16 protein-coding genes are annotated in these 16006 nt (G+C 66.9%); 14 read left to right on the top strand and 2 right to left on the bottom strand.

The genetic code is table 11. The features are described 5' to 3' along the window. Positions 1-36: 36 nt before the first annotated feature. From atpE to H623_RS0115425, 9 genes are all read left to right on the top strand, one after another. On the top strand, positions 37-273 hold the full coding sequence (atpE, locus tag H623_RS0115465; protein WP_022901835.1) for an ATP synthase F0 subunit C: 237 nt from the start codon (positions 37-39) through the stop codon (positions 271-273). 31 nt (positions 274-304) lie between these two features. Beyond that, positions 305-853, top strand: a complete 549-nt coding sequence (locus H623_RS0115460; RefSeq protein WP_022901834.1) for a F0F1 ATP synthase subunit B — start codon at positions 305-307, stop codon at positions 851-853. Then, positions 853-1647, top strand: coding sequence for a F0F1 ATP synthase subunit delta (locus tag H623_RS0115455; RefSeq protein WP_022901833.1), 795 nt, complete (start codon positions 853-855; stop codon positions 1645-1647). The genes H623_RS0115460 and H623_RS0115455 overlap by 1 nt, the downstream gene beginning before the upstream one ends. A gap of 56 nt (positions 1648-1703) precedes the next feature. Next, a complete protein-coding gene (gene atpA, locus H623_RS0115450) occupies positions 1704-3341 on the top strand; it encodes a F0F1 ATP synthase subunit alpha (RefSeq protein WP_026940428.1) in 1638 nt (545 codons plus the stop codon). A 56-nt stretch (positions 3342-3397) separates the two neighbouring features. Then, a complete protein-coding gene (locus tag H623_RS0115445; RefSeq protein WP_022901830.1) occupies positions 3398-4294 on the top strand; it encodes a F0F1 ATP synthase subunit gamma in 897 nt (298 codons plus the stop codon). A 54-nt stretch (positions 4295-4348) separates the two neighbouring features. Then, on the top strand, positions 4349-5830 hold the full coding sequence (atpD, locus tag H623_RS0115440) for a F0F1 ATP synthase subunit beta (protein WP_022901829.1): 1482 nt from the start codon (positions 4349-4351) through the stop codon (positions 5828-5830). A 2-nt stretch (positions 5831-5832) separates the two neighbouring features. Then, positions 5833-6093: a F0F1 ATP synthase subunit epsilon gene (locus H623_RS0115435; protein ID WP_022901828.1), complete on the top strand. Its 261-nt coding sequence runs from the start codon at positions 5833-5835 to the stop codon at positions 6091-6093. A gap of 227 nt (positions 6094-6320) precedes the next feature. Beyond that, a complete protein-coding gene (locus H623_RS0115430; RefSeq protein WP_245559010.1) occupies positions 6321-6887 on the top strand; it encodes a P-loop nucleotide/nucleoside kinase family protein in 567 nt (188 codons plus the stop codon). Positions 6888-6939: 52 nt separating this feature from the next. After that, entirely contained in the window at positions 6940-7707 is a 768-nt protein-coding gene (locus tag H623_RS0115425) for a YaaA family protein (protein WP_022901826.1), read from the top strand. Positions 7708-8045: 338 nt separating this feature from the next. Here H623_RS0115425 and H623_RS20415 read toward each other — a convergent pair whose 3' ends face one another. Then, positions 8046-8744, bottom strand: a complete 699-nt coding sequence (locus H623_RS20415; protein WP_022901825.1) for a DNA-3-methyladenine glycosylase I — start codon at positions 8742-8744, stop codon at positions 8046-8048. Continuing rightward, positions 8741-9229 (bottom strand): methylated-DNA--[protein]-cysteine S-methyltransferase, encoded by a 489-nt coding sequence (locus tag H623_RS0115415; RefSeq protein WP_022901824.1) that lies wholly within the window; start codon positions 9227-9229, stop codon positions 8741-8743. The genes H623_RS20415 and H623_RS0115415 overlap by 4 nt, the downstream gene beginning before the upstream one ends. A 122-nt stretch (positions 9230-9351) precedes the next feature. Between H623_RS0115415 and H623_RS0115410 the strand changes: the two genes are divergently transcribed. From H623_RS0115410 to H623_RS0115390, 5 genes are all read left to right on the top strand, one after another. Next, entirely contained in the window at positions 9352-10113 is a 762-nt protein-coding gene (locus tag H623_RS0115410) for a hypothetical protein (RefSeq protein WP_022901823.1), read from the top strand. 62 nt (positions 10114-10175) lie between these two features. Then, a complete protein-coding gene (locus H623_RS20410) occupies positions 10176-10892 on the top strand; it encodes a TetR/AcrR family transcriptional regulator (RefSeq protein WP_022901822.1) in 717 nt (238 codons plus the stop codon). A gap of 27 nt (positions 10893-10919) precedes the next feature. Then, a complete protein-coding gene (locus tag H623_RS0115400) occupies positions 10920-12653 on the top strand; it encodes an ABC transporter ATP-binding protein (protein WP_022901821.1) in 1734 nt (577 codons plus the stop codon). Beyond that, positions 12650-14626, top strand: coding sequence for an ABC transporter ATP-binding protein (locus H623_RS0115395; protein ID WP_022901820.1), 1977 nt, complete (start codon positions 12650-12652; stop codon positions 14624-14626). Before H623_RS0115400 ends, H623_RS0115395 begins: the two co-directional genes overlap by 4 nt. Before the next feature lie 134 nt (positions 14627-14760). Then, positions 14761-15864: a DUF4192 family protein gene (locus tag H623_RS0115390; RefSeq protein WP_022901819.1), complete on the top strand. Its 1104-nt coding sequence runs from the start codon at positions 14761-14763 to the stop codon at positions 15862-15864. Positions 15865-16006 lie beyond the last annotated feature (142 nt).

Genomic DNA, 16006 nt, shown 5'->3' with positions numbered 1-16006 from the left:
CCGGCCACCCGGTTCACCATCACGGAAGGAAACAACGTGGACGCAACGTCTGTCGTCGCAGCCATCAGCGGAAACATCGCTACCGTCGGGTACGGCCTCGCGGCCATCGGCCCGGCCATCGGTATCGGCATCGTGGTTGGCAAGACGATCGAGTCGATCGCCCGCCAGCCCGAACTCGCCGGTCGTCTTCAGGTTCTGATGTGGATCGGTATCGCCTTCACCGAGGCGCTCGCGCTCATCGGTATCGCGACCTACTTCATCTTCGTGTCCTGACGGTCAGCACGACCACCGATAAGGAGGCGTGATGATCCACGCAATCGTCGTGGCGGAAGAGGCTCCGAACCCTCTGATCCCGTCGGCGTCCGACCTGGTCTGGTCGGCGCTGTGCTTCGTCGTGATTCTCATCTTCTTCTGGAAGCTGGCGCTGCCGCGCATGAAGAAGATGCTCGACGAGCGCGCGGAGGCCATCGAAGGCAACATCGCCAAGGCGGACGAGGCTCAGCACCAGGCCGAGGCCCTGCTCGAGGAGTACACGGCGCAGCTGGCGGACGCTCGCAGCGAGGCCGCCCACATCCGCGAGCAGGCTCGCGAGGACGGCAAGCGCATCGTCGCGGAGCACAAGGACCAGGCGACCTCTGAGGCCGATCGCATCACGCGCAATGCGCAGGTGCAGATCGACGCCGAGAAGAAGGCCGCCGCGGTGGCGCTTCGCGCGGAGGTCGGGTCGCTCGCAATCGATCTGGCATCCGGCGTGATCGGCGAGAGCTTGAAGGATTCCACGACGGCGACCGGTGTCGTCGACCGGTTCCTCGCCGAGCTCGAGCAGGACGACAAGGCAGGATCGAAGGCGTAATGGGAAGCGCGACGACAAGTGCTCTTCAGGCGCTGCGAGCCACGCTCGCGGCGCAGAAGAGCGTGGACCGCGAGACGGCGGAAGATCTGTTCTCCGCAGCTCGCGCGGTCGATTCGTCGGTGCAGTTGCGCGGCGCTCTCGGCGATGCTTCGGCAGAGGCCGACGCCAAGGTCGCGCTGGTCCGCGCGGTCTTCGGCGGCAAGGTGTCGGCGGCGGCGCAGTCTGTGCTCGACGAGGCGGTCGCGCAGCGCTGGTCCGACCCGACCGATCTGCCCGGGGGTCTGGAGGAGCTCGGCATCCGCGCATTCGCGGCGGCGGCCGGTTCGACCGAGCGCATCGACGCCGAGTTGTTCGAGGTGATCCGCGCCGTGAGTTCGGACGCGCAGCTCGAGTTGGCGCTCCGCAGCAAGCTGGCCGCACGCGACGCGAAGTCCGCCCTCGTCGACCGTCTGCTCGGCGACAAGGCATCCGGTGCCACTCAGGCGATCGTGCGCCAGCTGGTGCAGCGGCCGGCGGGTCGAAGCATCCGTGAAGCATTGCGTCAGGCCGCCGTCATCGTGGCCGACGAGGCCGGAGCGTCACTCGCCACGGTCGTCACCGCGACGCCCCTGGACGAGGCTCAGTCGGAGCGTCTGCGTGCGTCCCTGTCGCGCCGCTACGGTCGCGACGTCGCCGTCAACACGGTGATCGACCCGTCGCTGCTCGGCGGAGTCCGTGTGCAGATCGGCGATGACGTGATCGACAATTCGATCGCCGCACGTCTGAGCGACGTGCGCCAGAAGCTCGCGGGCTGAGAAGGCCCGACAACCGTGACGCGGCGTGACGCCGAGTCGTTTAGAGAAGGAACATCATGGCAGATCTGACCATCAGCCCCGACGAGATCCGCTCCGCGCTCAAAGACTTCGTGAATTCGTACGAGCCGGCCGGGGCCGAGGCGACCGAGGTCGGCCACGTGCTCGACGCCGCCGACGGCATCGCGCACGTCGAGGGCCTGCCCGGCGTCATGGCGAACGAGCTCGTGCGCTTCGCCGACGGAACACTGGGTCTCGCCCAGAACCTCGACGAGAACGAGATCGGCGTCGTCGTGCTCGGCGAGTTCGCCGGAATCGAGGAAGGCCAGGAGGTCACCCGTACCGGAGAGGTTCTCTCCGTCGCGGTCGGTGACGGCTACCTCGGCCGCGTCGTCGACCCGCTCGGCAACGCGATCGACGGTCTCGGCGAGATCGCGACCGAGGGCCGTCGTGCGCTCGAGCTGCAGGCGCCGGGCGTCATGCAGCGCAAGAGCGTGCACGAGCCGATGCAGACCGGCATCAAGGCGATCGACGCCATGATCCCGATCGGACGCGGCCAGCGCCAGCTGATCATCGGCGACCGCCAGACCGGTAAGACGGCGATCGCGATCGACACCATCATCAACCAGAAGGCCAACTGGGAGACGGGCGACCCGAACAAGCAGGTTCGCTGCATCTACGTCGCGATCGGTCAGAAGGGCTCCACGATCGCGTCGGTGAAGGGCGCGCTCGAGGATGCCGGAGCCATGGAGTACACGACGATCGTCGCCGCTCCGGCCTCCGACCCGGCCGGCTTCAAGTACCTCGCCCCGTACACCGGCTCGGCCATCGGCCAGCACTGGATGTACGACGGCAAGCACGTGCTGATCATCTTCGACGACCTGTCGAAGCAGGCCGAGGCGTACCGCGCCGTTTCCCTGCTGCTGCGTCGTCCGCCGGGCCGCGAGGCATACCCGGGTGACGTCTTCTACCTGCACTCGCGCCTGCTGGAGCGTTGCGCGAAGCTCTCCGACGAGCTCGGCGCCGGTTCGATGACGGGACTGCCGATCATCGAGACGAAGGCGAACGACGTGTCGGCGTACATTCCGACCAACGTCATCTCGATCACCGACGGTCAGATCTTCCTGCAGTCCGACCTGTTCAACGCCAACCAGCGTCCCGCTGTCGACGTCGGCATCTCGGTGTCCCGCGTCGGTGGCGACGCCCAGGTGAAGTCGATCAAGAAGGTCTCGGGCACGCTGAAGCTCGAACTCGCGCAGTACCGCGCACTCGAGGCGTTCTCGATGTTCGCGTCCGACCTCGACGCGGCGTCCCGTCGCCAGCTCGACCGCGGTGCGCGACTGACCGAGCTGCTCAAGCAGCCGCAGTACTCACCGTTCCCCGTCGAAGAACAGGTCGTCTCGATCTGGGCCGGCACGAACGGCAAGCTCGATGAGGTGCCGGTGGAAGACATCCTCCGCTTCGAGGCCGAGCTCCTCGACTACCTGCGCCACAACACCGACGTGCTCACCACGTTGCGGGAGACCAACGTCCTCGACGACGACACGGTGGCCACTCTCGAGAAGGAGGTCGATGCCTTCAAGCGCGGCTTCCAGACCGGCGAAGGCAAGCCGCTGATCGGCCCGGGCAGTGAAGAGCACCAGGCGATCGAGGAAGAAGACGTCGACCAGGAGAAGATCGTCGCCGGCCGTCGCTGACGCCTGACGATCCGACAACAGCCTGACGATCCGACTAAGAGCAAGACAGGAGTCCCATGGGAGCGCAACTTCGGGTCTACCGACAGCGCATCCGCTCTGCCAATACGACGAAGAAGATCACCCGTGCCATGGAGTTGATCTCGGCCAGCCGCATCGCGAAGGCGCAGGCCCGCGTGAAGGCATCCGCGCCGTACACGCGAGCGATCACCCGTGCGGTGTCGGCAGTGGCGGCGCATTCGAAGGTCAGCCACGTGCTGACCACCGAGCCGGCACACGTCGACCGCGCCGCCGTGGTCATCTTCTCGTCGGACCGCGGCCTGGCGGGCGCGTTCAACTCACAGGTCATCCGTGAGGCGCTCGAGCTCGAGGCGCTGCTGAAGTCGCAGGGCAAAGAGGTGGTGTTCTACCTCGTCGGGCGCAAGGCGGTCGGTTACTTCGCGTTCCGCAAGCGCGCCAGCGTGCGCGACTGGGTCGGCTCGACGGAAGCTCCGACCTTCGACACGGCGCACGAGCTCGGCCAGGCGCTTCTGGATGCCTTCATCCAGGATGCGGCCGATGGCGGCGTCGATGAGATCCACATCGTCTACAACCGCTTCGTCAGCATGCTCGTGCAGCAGCCCCACGTGGTGCGGCTGCTGCCCCTCGAGATCGTCGAGGGTGTGGAAGAGGCCGGCGAGAACGACGTTCTTCCGCTCTACGAGTTCGAGCCGGATGCCGACACTGTGCTCGACGCGCTGCTGCCCGCCTATGTGCACAGTCGGCTGTTCAACGCGATGCTCGAGTCCGCCGCGGCGAAGCACGCCGCCACCCAGAAGGCGATGAAGGCCGCGTCCGACAACGCCGACAAGCTGATCACCAACTACACGCGCCTGGCCAACAACGCCCGCCAGTCCGAGATCACGCAGCAGATCTCGGAGATCGTGGGCGGCGCCGACGCGCTGGCATCGCAGTAGCCGGCACATCCACGGCTTGTGAAGACACCGTCTTACGAGACAGAGAGAGAAGAAATGACACCGACAGCCACCGCCGAGTCCCAGGCCGCGGCAGCGGAGACGACCCCGGGCGTCGGCCGCATCGCCCGCGTGACGGGCCCCGTCGTCGACATCGAGTTCCCGCACGACGCGATTCCCGAGGTCTACAACGCTCTCAAGACCACCATCGCCTACGGCGAGGAGGGCGAGACCGCTGACCACGAGATCACCCTCGAGGTCGCGCAGCACCTCGGCGACGACCTCGTGCGCGCCATCGCACTGAAGCCGACCGACGGTCTCGTCCGTGGGCAGGAGGTGCGCGACACCGGAGCCGCCATCTCGGTTCCGGTGGGCGACGTCACGCTCGGCCACGTCTTCAACGTGACCGGGGAGGTGCTAGACCTCGAGCCCGGCGAGAAGATCGAGATCACCGAGCGCCGGCCGATCCATGCCAAGGCGCCCGCGTTCGACCAGCTGGAGTCGAAGACCCAGATGTTCGAGACCGGCATCAAGGTAATCGACCTGCTCACTCCGTACGTGCAGGGCGGAAAGATCGGCCTGTTCGGCGGCGCCGGCGTGGGCAAGACCGTGCTCATCCAGGAGATGATCCAGCGCGTGGCGCAGGACCACGGTGGTGTGTCCGTGTTCGCCGGCGTCGGTGAGCGCACCCGTGAGGGCAACGACCTCATCCATGAGATGGAAGAGGCGGGAGTCTTCGACAAGACCGCCTTGGTGTTCGGCCAGATGGACGAGCCGCCGGGGACGCGTCTTCGCGTCGCCCTCTCGGCGCTCACCATGGCGGAGTACTTCCGCGACGTTCAGAAGCAGGACGTGCTGCTGTTCATCGACAACATCTTCAGGTTCACGCAGGCTGGCTCCGAGGTCTCGACGCTGCTCGGCCGCATGCCGTCCGCAGTGGGCTATCAGCCGAACCTCGCCGACGAGATGGGCGTGCTTCAGGAGCGCATCACGTCGACGCGTGGCCACTCGATCACGTCGTTGCAGGCCATCTATGTTCCGGCCGATGACTACACCGACCCGGCCCCGGCCACCACGTTCGCGCACCTGGATGCCACGACCGAGCTTTCCCGCGAGATCGCGTCGCAGGGTCTGTACCCGGCCGTCGACCCGCTGGCCTCGACCAGCCGCATCATGGATCCCCGCTACCTGGGCGAGGACCACTACCGCGTCGCGACCACGGTGAAGCAGATCCTGCAGAAGAACAAGGAGCTGCAGGAGATCATCGCCATCCTCGGTGTCGACGAGCTCTCCGAAGAGGACAAGATCACGGTCGCCCGTGCTCGTCGCATCCAGCAGTTCCTCTCGCAGAACACGTACATGGCGAAGAAGTTCACCGGCGTGGAGGGATCGACCGTTCCGCTCAAGGACACGATCGCGTCGTTCGACGCCATCTGCCGCGGCGACTTCGACCACGTGGCCGAGCAGGCGTTCTTCAACGTCGGCCCGATCACCGACGTCGAGGAGAAGTGGGCGAAGATCCAGAAGGAGAACGGCTGACCATGGCCACGCTGAACGTCAGTGTCGTCTCCGCCGACGGCGAGGTGTGGACGGGCGATGCCGCCATGGTGGTCGCCCGCACTGTCGAAGGCGAGATCGGCGTGCTTCCGGGCCACGAGCCGATGCTCGCGATCCTCGCCACCGGCGAGGTGCGCGTGACGCTGCCGGGCGGGGAGAAGATCACGGCGAATGCGGCGGACGGATTCCTGTCGGTCGAGAACAACATGGTCGCTGTCGTGGCGGGCAAGGCCGAATTGGTCTGACCGACGTCGGGGCCGTCACGTCCACGACGGCCGGTTCGCGCGGCGGCCGGTCCGCGCGAATGACGTCTGGCTCGCGACCGAGACTGACGGGCGGATGCTTCGGGACTGTTCCCGGGCATCCGCCTTCGTCGTCCGCTGGCCGCGTCGCTCGCCTAGACGGCGAACCGGTCGCCAGAGAGCCGGGCGTTCACTAGAGTTTGTGAGGGATCCGCGTGGGGGAGGCCGAGATGACGCAGCCGGTGGAGAGGCAGTTCGGAGAGATCCGGATTCCGATGCTCGTGGCGATGGCCGGCCTGCCCGCAGCGGGCAAGTCGACGATCGCAGAAGTGGTGAGCGCACGCCTGGGCGCCACGATCGTGTCGGTGGACCCGATCGAATCGTCGATCCTGCGCGCGGGCATCGATGCGAACCAGCCGACCGGTCTCGCTGCCTATCTGGTGGCGGAGACGCTGGCCGAGCAGGTGCTGATGTCGGGACGGAGCGTCGTCGTCGACGCGGTCAACGCCGTGGAGCCGGCACGGCTGCAGTGGCGTGACCTGTCGCGACGTGCGGACGTTCCCCTGCGCGTCATCGAGGTCGAGTGCTCCGATCCGGAATTGCACCGGCAGCGCCTGGAGAAGCGAGAGCGCAACATGCCGCATTTCGAGGAACCGTCGTGGCGTGCCGTGGAGCAGAGCCTGGAGGACTATCAGCCGTGGAAGGGCGAGTGCGCGGAGATGCCGCGAATCACTCTCGACACCGTGAACCCGCTCGGTCAGAACGTGGAGGCGGCCGTCGGATTCGTCACCCTGTGACTCGCGGCCCCGTCCACGTGCTCGTCGCGGTCGCCTCAGAGCAGGTTTCTGCGTGCTGATCCTCCTTCCGCCGTCCGAGTCGAAGCGGGCCGGCGGTGTCGGCAGCGCCCGTATGGACTGGGACACCTGGCGTTTTCCCTCGTTGACCCCGGCCAGAAAGATCACCGCCGAGGCACTGGTGCGCTTGGCGCGCGATGGCGAGCCGAGTGTGGCGGCCAAGGCATTGGGCATCCCGCGTACTCTCATCGACGAGCTCGCCACGGATGCCGCCTTGTTCGAGTCGCCCGTGATGCCGGCAGTCGATCGCTATACGGGCGTCCTCTACGACGCATTGGATGCCGCGTCGCTGCCCGCGCAGGCACGTCGTCGCCTCGGGCGTACTGTCGCGATCCACTCGGCCGTCTTCGGGCCGGTCGGAGCCCTCGACCGGATTCCGGACTACCGCATGTCGGCATCGTCGCGGCTGCCGGATCTGCGGCTGCGCCGGCTGTGGGCCTCCGCGGTCACGGCCGCGCTGACCGAAGTGGCGGGGCCGATCATCGATTTGCGGTCGGAAAGCTACGTGGCGCTCGGTCCGCTGAGCCCGCCGGCGGAGCCTCGTGGCGACACCGCGTATGTGCGCGTCATGACAGAGGGTGAGAACGGCGTGCACCGCGCTCTCAATCACTTCAACAAGCACGCGAAGGGCGAGTTGGTCCGCAGGTTCGTGCTGGACGGGCCGCGCGTGCGATCGGTGGCGGCGTTCGTCCGTTGGGCGTGCGACGCGGGATTCCGGATGGAATCCGCAGGTGATCGGGAGGTACGTCTGCTGGTCGACTGAGTTAGGATCAGAATTGTGTCAGCGGGGGTCGGCACGTTTCGGATCGTGGGCTCCGCTGCCAGCTAATCAGGGCGCCCGTCGGGTTTGGCGAAGCTTCTCACCTCGAGCGAACGCAATACCGTCGGGTCGGCGAATGAAGTCGGCGCGCGTCCCCTCCGCGCGTCAGAGCGATCGTTCACGGTGCGATGATCGGAATTCTGATCGCCTGCGGTCGGGCATGTGCGATGCCGGTCACTACGAGGCACACCGTCAGGATCACCGGACTTCCCCGCCGGCCCGGCCTATCAGTGCAACTCCCGTTGCGCCGTTCTTATGGCGCCGGCTTCATCGTGTCGGCCTCATCGCGCGGACCTCGTTGCGTGGCTCTCGCTTCGCCGTTGCGTCCGAGGGTCACGAGCTCGCCAGCATCCGGCGACGTGATCGTCGACCAGGCCCGCGGACTGCATGAGCGCGTACATCGTGGTCGGACCGACGAAGCGGAAACCGAGCGAGCGCAGCCGTTTGCTCAGGGCGACCGATTCCGGGGTGACGGCAGGCACCTCGGTGAGCGATGCCGGGGCGTTGTCGGCCTTCTCGGGCGGGGCGAACGACCAGACGAGCTCACTCAGGGGCATCTCGAGCGCGAGCACGGCGCGCGCGTTCGAGATCGCGGCCTCGATCTTTCCCCGGTGCCGGATGATCGCGGCGTTCTGCAGCAGCAGCTCGACATCTTCTTCGGTCATCGCAGCGACGCGCTCGACGTCGAAGCCGTGGAACGCCAGGCGGAAGGCGTCGCGACGGAGAAGGATGGTCCGCCAGGACAGCCCGGCCTGGAACCCTTCCAGACAGATCTTCTCGTAGAGCGCGCGGTCATCCGTGAGGGGCGTGCCCCATTCCTCGTCGTGATAGCGCTGGTATTCGAGATCGTCACCCACCCACGCGCAGCGAGGAACACCGTCCACGCCGATGGCGAGGCTCGGGCGGATGCCGGCGGTGACGTCGTTCGCGGTGGTCGTGGTGGTTGTGGTGCTCGTGGTGGTCGCGGCGTTCTCCGTCATGCGGCGAGTGTGATCCCTTCATGTTGGAGCAGCCAGAGCTTCGTGGGAATGCCCTCGCCACCGCTGTAACCGGTGACGCGGCCGTCCGAACCGAGTACGCGATGGCATCCGATCAGGAGCGGTATCGGGTTGGCTCCGATCGCTCCTCCGACGGCTCGGCCCGCCGAGGGCTTGCCGACGGCCGCACCGAGTTCACCATACGTGGTGTGCTCGCCCCACGCGACACCGATGAGCGCCGTCCAGACGGACCTTCGGAACGCAGTCCCCGAGAGGTCGAGCGGCACGTCGAAGGAGCGGCGGTCGCCGTCGAAGTACTCCTCCAGCTGCTCGGCGGCGAGCCTGGCGACGTCGTTCGGGCTCTCCGCATCGTCGTCGCGGGGGAGCATGCCCGAGCGCTCGATGGTGATGGCGGTGATGGCGTCGTCGTTCGCCACGATCTCGAGCCTTCCGATGGGGCTCGACATGCGTACCAGATGGCTGTTCATGCCCGTCACACTACGGCCGACATCCGACCACGATTCGTCGTGCGGGACGAATTGTGGAGAACCGGTATCAGTGCTCGCAGGGGCCGCAGAGATTCGTCGGCCGCACTGCCTAGTATTTTCTCGTGATACTCCTGAACGTCATCTGCCTCGTCGTCGCACTCGTCGCCATCGCCTTCGGCGTCATCGCGGTCCTCCGCGCGCGCGGTGCCGACGAGCGAGCCACGCAGGCAGCTGCTGGTGCCGCACGAGCCGAAGCTACGGCGCAGGCCGCTGCGGTTACGCTCGACCAGTTCGAGACGCGGCTCGCCGACGCGCGGCAGGATGCCGCCCAGGCGCTCGACCAGGCGACGCGCGCCGCGCAGTCTGCCGCGCAGGCGTCGGCGGCTGCCGCAGAGAGCAGCCGCGAGGCCGAAGCGGCGGCCGACAAGGCGGCCCGAGCAGAGGCGCAGGCCGAGCTGACCGGGGCGGAGCCCGCAGAAGGTGACGGGGGTGAGTCCACCGAGCAGGCGGCGTCCGTCGCCGTGGCAGGACGGGCCACCGTGTCACGCGCCGAAGACCACGACGTGCACAGCGGCGGGACCGGCGCGACGGAACGCGTCGTCCGCGTGACGTGGCGGCTGGAGCGCGTGCGCAGCTCGACGTGGGCATTGCGCAATACCGGCTTGACGAAGGCGAACGACGCGCTGCTCTCCGACGCCACGCTGCCGCCGAAGTTCGTGCGGCCCGACGAGGTGATCCCACGCGACGTCGACCGGGACGATGCCTTGCAGTTCCGGGTCACCGGCGGACGCGGGGCACCGCCGCCGCGCATCCGCGTGACCTGGCGCGAGGGCGACGGGTCTCCGGCCTACTCCCGTGAGTTCACGGTGCTCGCCCCCTCCTGAGTCGCGGCTCGTGTACTCGCCGCCTCTTGCGGAGTGAGCGCACACTCAGTTAGCATCTGCACGTGCCGAAAGTCCCCCATCGTGCCAGCCCATTGCCTCCTGACGAACGCAAGGCGGCGATCATCCAGGCGGTGATCCCTGCCGTGATCGAGCATGGCGCGGCGCTGACGTCGCGTCAGATCGCCGAGGCGGCCGGCGTCGCCGAAGGGACCGTGTTCCGCGCGTTCGGCGACAAGGAGACGCTCTTGCGCGAGGCTGCGGAGGTCTATCTGGACCCTGCGCCGTTGCGCGCCAGCCTCGCCGAGCTCGAGCAGTCGCTTCCGCTCGAAGAGAAGATGCGCTCCGTGCTGACCCTCCTGCAGCGTCGCTTTCACGGCGTGATCAACATCATGGCGGCGATCGGACGCACCGGGCAGGAGCCACCGCTCCGCCAGCGCGAGCCGGGGGATACGGGGCAGTACGTCACCATCGTCTCGAAGCTGATCGAGCCGGAGCTCGAGCGGCTGAACGTGCCGCCTGAAGACGTGGCGCCGTACATTCGCCTCGTCGCCTTCGCCTCGGCGATCCCGGCCTTCAACCAGGAGAAGACGTTCGATGCGGGCGAGCTCGCGCGACTGATCGTGTACGGCATCGCCGGCGGCACCGCCGAGGGAGACGAGGACGCGGCGCGCACGCGGGCGGCTCGCGCGCTCGCCGACGCGAGGCGGGCACGGACATCCGATGAAGGACGACCGTTGGCCGGACAGGATGCCCCGGCCACGGTGAAAACCACTGTCTGAACGACGAATGCGAACCGAGGACAAGAAATGTTGATGCGCTTGCTCGTGCGCTACCTGAGGCCGCACTGGCCCCTGCTGGTCGGCGTCGTGTGCTTCCAGCTCCTGCAGTCGTTCGCCTCGCTCTACCTTCCGACGCTGAACGCCGACCTCATCGACGAGGGCGTGATCAAGGGCGACACCGGCTACATTCTGGCGAACGGCGGCTTCATGCTGATCGTCACCCTCGGCCAGGTGATCTGCAACATCGTCGCCGTCTACTTCGGTGCCAAAGCGTCGATGCGCCTCGGCCGCGACCTGCGCGGCGCCCTTTTCGGGCACGTCGGCGCATTCTCCGAACGCGAGGTCACGCACTTCGGTGCGCCGTCGTTGATCACGCGCACGACGAACGACGTGCAACAGGTGCAGATGCTGGTGCTCATGACGTGCACGCTTCTCGTCTCGGCGCCCATCCTGTGCATCGGCGGCATCGTGCTCGCGATCCAGCAGGACGCCGGGATGTCGTGGCTCATCGCCGTGAGCGTGCCCGTGCTGCTGATCTGCGTCGTGCTGATCATCACTCGCATGGTGCCCCAGTTCCGACGCATGCAGAAGCGCATCGATCAGGTGAACCGGGTTCTGCGCGAGCAGTTGTCGGGCATCCGGGTGGTGCGCGCGTTCGTGCGTGAGGACATCGAACGCGATCGGTTCGACACGGCGAACGCGGAGGTGACCGAGACGGCGCTGAAGGCCGGACGCCTGATGGCGCTGATGTTCCCGACCGTGATGCTCGTGCTCAACCTCTCGAGCGTCGCCGTGATCTGGTTCGGGGCGTTCCGCATCGATGACGGATCGCTGCAGGTCGGCACCCTGACCGCGTTCCTCAGTTACCTGATGCAGATTCTGATGGGCGTCATGATGGCGACCTTCATGTTCGTGATGGTGCCGCGTGCTGCCGTGTGCGCGGAGCGGATCGGCGAGGTCCTTCAGACCGAGCCTACGGTGAAGACGGCCGCGAACCCGATCACTCACCTGGACGAGCACGGTTCGATTGAGCTGTTCGAGGTCGGATTCGCCTACCCGGGCGCCGAGGATCCCGTTCTCAGCGACCTGAATGTGCGTGTCGAGCGTGGGCAGACTGTCGCGATCATCGGTTCGACCGGATCCGGCAAGACGACGCTGATCAACCTGCTGCCCCGGCTCTTCGACGCCACCAGCGGTCAGGTGATGATCGACGGAGTGGATGTCGCAGAACTCGACCCGGACGTCCTCTGGTCGCGCATCGGACTCGTGCCGCAGAAGCCCTATCTGTTCTCGGGCACCGTGGCATCCAATCTGCGATACGGCAAGCCGGACGCTACCGACGACGAGCTGTGGCGAGCACTCGAGATCGCCCAGGCGAAGGACTTCGTGCAGGCGATGGACGGCACCTTGGACGCCGAGATCGCCCAGGGCGGCACGAACGTCTCCGGCGGGCAGAGGCAGCGCCTCGCGATCGCTCGAGCGCTGGTCAAGCGGCCGGAGATCTACGTTTTCGACGACTCGTTCTCCGCCCTGGACCTTGCGACGGATGCCCGGCTGCGGCGCGCGCTTCGAGAGCACGAACGAGGGTCGACGTTCGTGATCGTCGCGCAGCGCGTCTCCACCATCACCGACGCGGACCAGATCCTGGTGCTGGAGAACGGGCGGATCGTCGGGTCCGGCACGCACGAAGAACTTCTGGAGACGTCCGAGACCTATGCGGAGATCGTGTCGTCCCAGCTCACGGCGGAGGAAGCGGCATGAGCGAGACGAAGACCCCGGCACGCGGTGCCGGCCCCACACCTCGTCGCGGCCCTGGCGGTCGCGGACCGTTCGGCGGCGCTGGGATGCCCGCAGAGAAGGCGATGAACTTCGGTCCGAGCGCCAAGCGGCTGATCGGTCGTCTTCGCCCGGAGGCGATCGCTCTCGTCTTCGTCTTCGTGCTGACGGTGGTCAGCGTGACCTTCACCGTGCTGGGGCCGAAGCTGCTCGGCACGGGGACCAACATCATCGTGGCCGGCTTCATCTCCAAGAGCCTCCCGGCGGGCGCGACGAAGCATGAAGTGCTGGAGGGAATGCGCCAGCACGGCCAGGGTCAGATGGCCGACATGCTCAGCGGTGTCGACCTGAATCCGGGTCATGGAATCGACTTCACCGCGTTGTCCCATGTGTTGATGCTCGTGCTGGTGCTCTACATCGCGGCCTCGATCTTCAGCTGGCTGCAGGCGTACATCCTGAACGGCGTCACGATGCGCACCGTCTATCGGCTCCGCAAGGAGGTCGAGGAGAAGGTCCACCGTCTGCCGCTGAAGTACTTCGACACGATGCCCCGCGGCGAGTTGCTCAGCCGGGTGACGAACGACATCGACAACATCCAGCAGAGTCTGCAGCAGACGATGAGCCAGGTGATCACGTCGCTCCTCACCGTGGTCGGCGTGCTGGTGCTGATGTTCGTGATCTCCCCGCTGCTCGCGGTGATCGCGCTGGTCTCCATTCCGCTCACGCTGATCGTGACCATGGTCATCGCCAAGCGCTCGCAGCGCATGTTCGTGGCGCAGTGGAAGAACACCGGCATGCTGAACGCCCAGATCGAGGAGACGTACTCCGGCCACGCCATCGTGAAGGTCTTCGGACGTCAGCGCGAGGTGAACGCCCGCTTCGATGCGAAGAACGAGGAGCTCTATCGCGCGAGCTTCGGCGCCCAGTTCGTCTCCGGCATCATCATGCCGTCGATGACGTTCGTCGGGAACCTCGTGTACGTGGCGATCGCGGTGGTGGGTGGCCTGCAGGTGGCGGCCGGCGTCATCCAGATCGGCGACGTGCAGGCTTTCATCCAGTACTCGCGCCAGTTCACGCAGCCGCTGGCCCAGCTCGGGTCGATGGCGAACCTGTTGCAGTCGGGCGTGGCATCCGCCGAGCGCGTGTTCGAGCTCCTGGATGCCGACGAGCAGTCCTCCGACCCGTCGACGCCGGTTCCGATGGGGGAGACGAAGGGGCGGCTCGAGTTCAACGACGTCTCGTTCCGCTACGTGGCGGAGAAGCCGCTCATCGACGACCTCTCGCTGGTGGCGGAGCCGGGGCAGACGGTCGCTATCGTCGGGCCCACGGGGGCGGGCAAGACGACGCTCGTGAACCTGATCATGCGTTTCTACGAGGTCGATTCCGGCCGCATCACTCTCGACGGGGCGGACATCACCTCGCTCACGCGGCAGGAGTTGCGCAGCCGCATCGGCATGGTGCTGCAGGACACCTGGCTCTTCGCCGGGACCATCCGCGAGAACATCGCCTACGGACGGCCGGACGCCACCGAGGACGAGATCCTGGATGCCGCGCGCGCGAGCTATGTCGACCGTTTCGTCCGTTCGCTGCCCGACGGGTACGACACCGTACTCGACGATGATGCGTCGAACGTGTCGGCGGGGGAGAAGCAGCTGCTCACGATCGCGCGCGCCTTCCTCGCCAGGCCGAGCGTGCTCATCCTCGATGAGGCCACGAGCTCGGTGGACACCCGCACGGAGTTGCTCGTGCAGAAGGCGATGAGCGCGCTGCGCACGGGACGAACCAGCTTCGTCATCGCGCACCGGCTCTCCACCATTCGTGACGCCGACCTCATCCTGGTGATGGAGGCGGGCCACATTGTGGAGCAGGGGACGCATGCGCAGCTGCTGGCCGCCGGCGGCGCGTATTACTCGCTGTACAACGCGCAGTTCGCGGGTGCTGTCACGGACGACGTCTGACGGGGAGCGCCCGGTCGACCTTGTCCGCTGCGGCAGATCCCATCTTCCCGTCCACAGTGCGGCGCGTGAGGCCGCCTGTCCACCGAAGTGGTGAGCGTCCGCACGCCGATGCCGGTCGGACGACGCTGAGGGACATGTCTTACCGCGTCGTCGCCACCAGCCCACTCGCCCTGCTCGCACTCGTGCCCGAGCTCGTCGGATTCGAACCGAGGGAGAGCCTTGTTCTCGTCGCGTTCGCCGGCAAAGTCTCCGGTGGAACGTTCCGCGTGGATCTTCCTCCCGACAGCTCAGAGTCGCGAGCCGCCCTGTTCGCCTCGACGGTGACCGGGATGCTCTGCCGGCTTCGCGAGGTCGACGGTGTGCTGCCGGTCGTCTACACGGATGCCTCGTGCGCCACGGGCGCTCCGCGGCGGGACGTGGTGGATGCCATCGTGCGTGCCGCATCGGCAGCAGGGTTCGAGGTGCGCGATCCGCTGTACGTCGCGAGTGACGGATGGGGCGACTACACGGACGAGCCCCGGCCCATCGACGAGTTGGAGGCGGCGTCGAGTCTTCGCGCGCTCGATCCGGACGCGCCGGCACGCGGCGCATCGCCCAAGGACCAGGCGGCTCTTCCCCTCACAGACCCGACACTTCGTCAACGTACTCTCGACGTGCTCACTACCTGGAAAGCTGCGGACGACGTGCCCGATCCGCTCTGGGTGGCCGAGTACAGCCTGCACTGGGACCCCGAGAAGGTCGGCCCTGTGGCGGCGGCTCTCGTCGCCAGCGCGCTCTCGCGTCCGCCGCTTCGAGATGTCCTGCTGCTCACCTGGTGCTGGGGTACGAAGGTCGGTGAGCGCGCCCTTCGGTTCCAGGAACGTTTCCAGCGGGGCGAACCCGTCGACGACCGCGACGTCGAACTCGCGCTTTCCGGTCGCGGCGCTCTGGGAAGACCGGATCGCAGCGCAGTCGACCGTGCCAACACGCTGCTCCGTCACGTCGCCGCGCTGCTCCCCGAAGCGGACCGGGCGCCGGCCTTGTCATCGCTCGCCTGGCTGAACTGGGCGCTGGGTGCGAGTTCCGTCGCGGGCGAGTACACGCTGGCGGCTCGTGCCGCCGACCGTTCGTACGGCTTCGCCGAGTTGATCGAGGAGATGCTCGATCGCGGAATGCTGCCCGACTGGGCTTTCGAAGACAAAGCTCCCGCCAACGGCCGGCGCTCGGATCGCGATGCATTCGGCCGCTTGCGGCGGTGAGGCATCCTGAGGTGCGTGTTTTGGGATGACACGGCATTCGCCTGTGTTTTGGACGACACGGCATTCGCCTGAGTCCCTCAGAGGACCCGACAATCTCCCCGTGCCCCTCTCAGCCATGTAGATAGGCCATGCGGGCAGGCCA

Origin of the sequence: Humibacter albus DSM 18994, from assembly GCF_000421825.1 — a bacterium.
GTDB classification, from domain to species: Bacteria; Actinomycetota; Actinomycetes; order Actinomycetales; family Microbacteriaceae; genus Humibacter; species Humibacter albus.
The sequence above is the reverse complement of the archived record's forward strand: the minus strand, read 5'-3'. Positions and strand labels throughout refer to the sequence as shown.

Bases quoted from the DNA above. Each gene is read 5' to 3' on its own strand.
- H623_RS0115430 (WP_245559010.1), top strand. From the start codon at position 6,321: ATGACGCAGCCGGTGGAGAGGCAGTTCGGAGAGATCCGGATTCCGATG.
- H623_RS20415 (WP_022901825.1), bottom strand. From the start codon at position 8,744: ATGACGGAGAACGCCGCGACCACCACGAGCACCACAACCACCACGACC.
- atpD (WP_022901829.1), top strand. From the start codon at position 4,349: ATGACACCGACAGCCACCGCCGAGTCCCAGGCCGCGGCAGCGGAGACG.
- H623_RS0115460 (WP_022901834.1), top strand. From the start codon at position 305: ATGATCCACGCAATCGTCGTGGCGGAAGAGGCTCCGAACCCTCTGATC.
- H623_RS0115445 (WP_022901830.1), top strand. From the start codon at position 3,398: ATGGGAGCGCAACTTCGGGTCTACCGACAGCGCATCCGCTCTGCCAAT.
- H623_RS0115455 (WP_022901833.1), top strand. From the start codon at position 853: ATGGGAAGCGCGACGACAAGTGCTCTTCAGGCGCTGCGAGCCACGCTC.
- H623_RS0115415 (WP_022901824.1), bottom strand. From the start codon at position 9,229: ATGAACAGCCATCTGGTACGCATGTCGAGCCCCATCGGAAGGCTCGAG.
- H623_RS0115390 (WP_022901819.1), top strand. From the start codon at position 14,761: ATGTCTTACCGCGTCGTCGCCACCAGCCCACTCGCCCTGCTCGCACTC.
- H623_RS0115395 (WP_022901820.1), top strand. From the start codon at position 12,650: ATGAGCGAGACGAAGACCCCGGCACGCGGTGCCGGCCCCACACCTCGT.
- atpA (WP_026940428.1), top strand. From the start codon at position 1,704: ATGGCAGATCTGACCATCAGCCCCGACGAGATCCGCTCCGCGCTCAAA.
- H623_RS0115400 (WP_022901821.1), top strand. From the start codon at position 10,920: ATGTTGATGCGCTTGCTCGTGCGCTACCTGAGGCCGCACTGGCCCCTG.
- H623_RS0115435 (WP_022901828.1), top strand. From the start codon at position 5,833: ATGGCCACGCTGAACGTCAGTGTCGTCTCCGCCGACGGCGAGGTGTGG.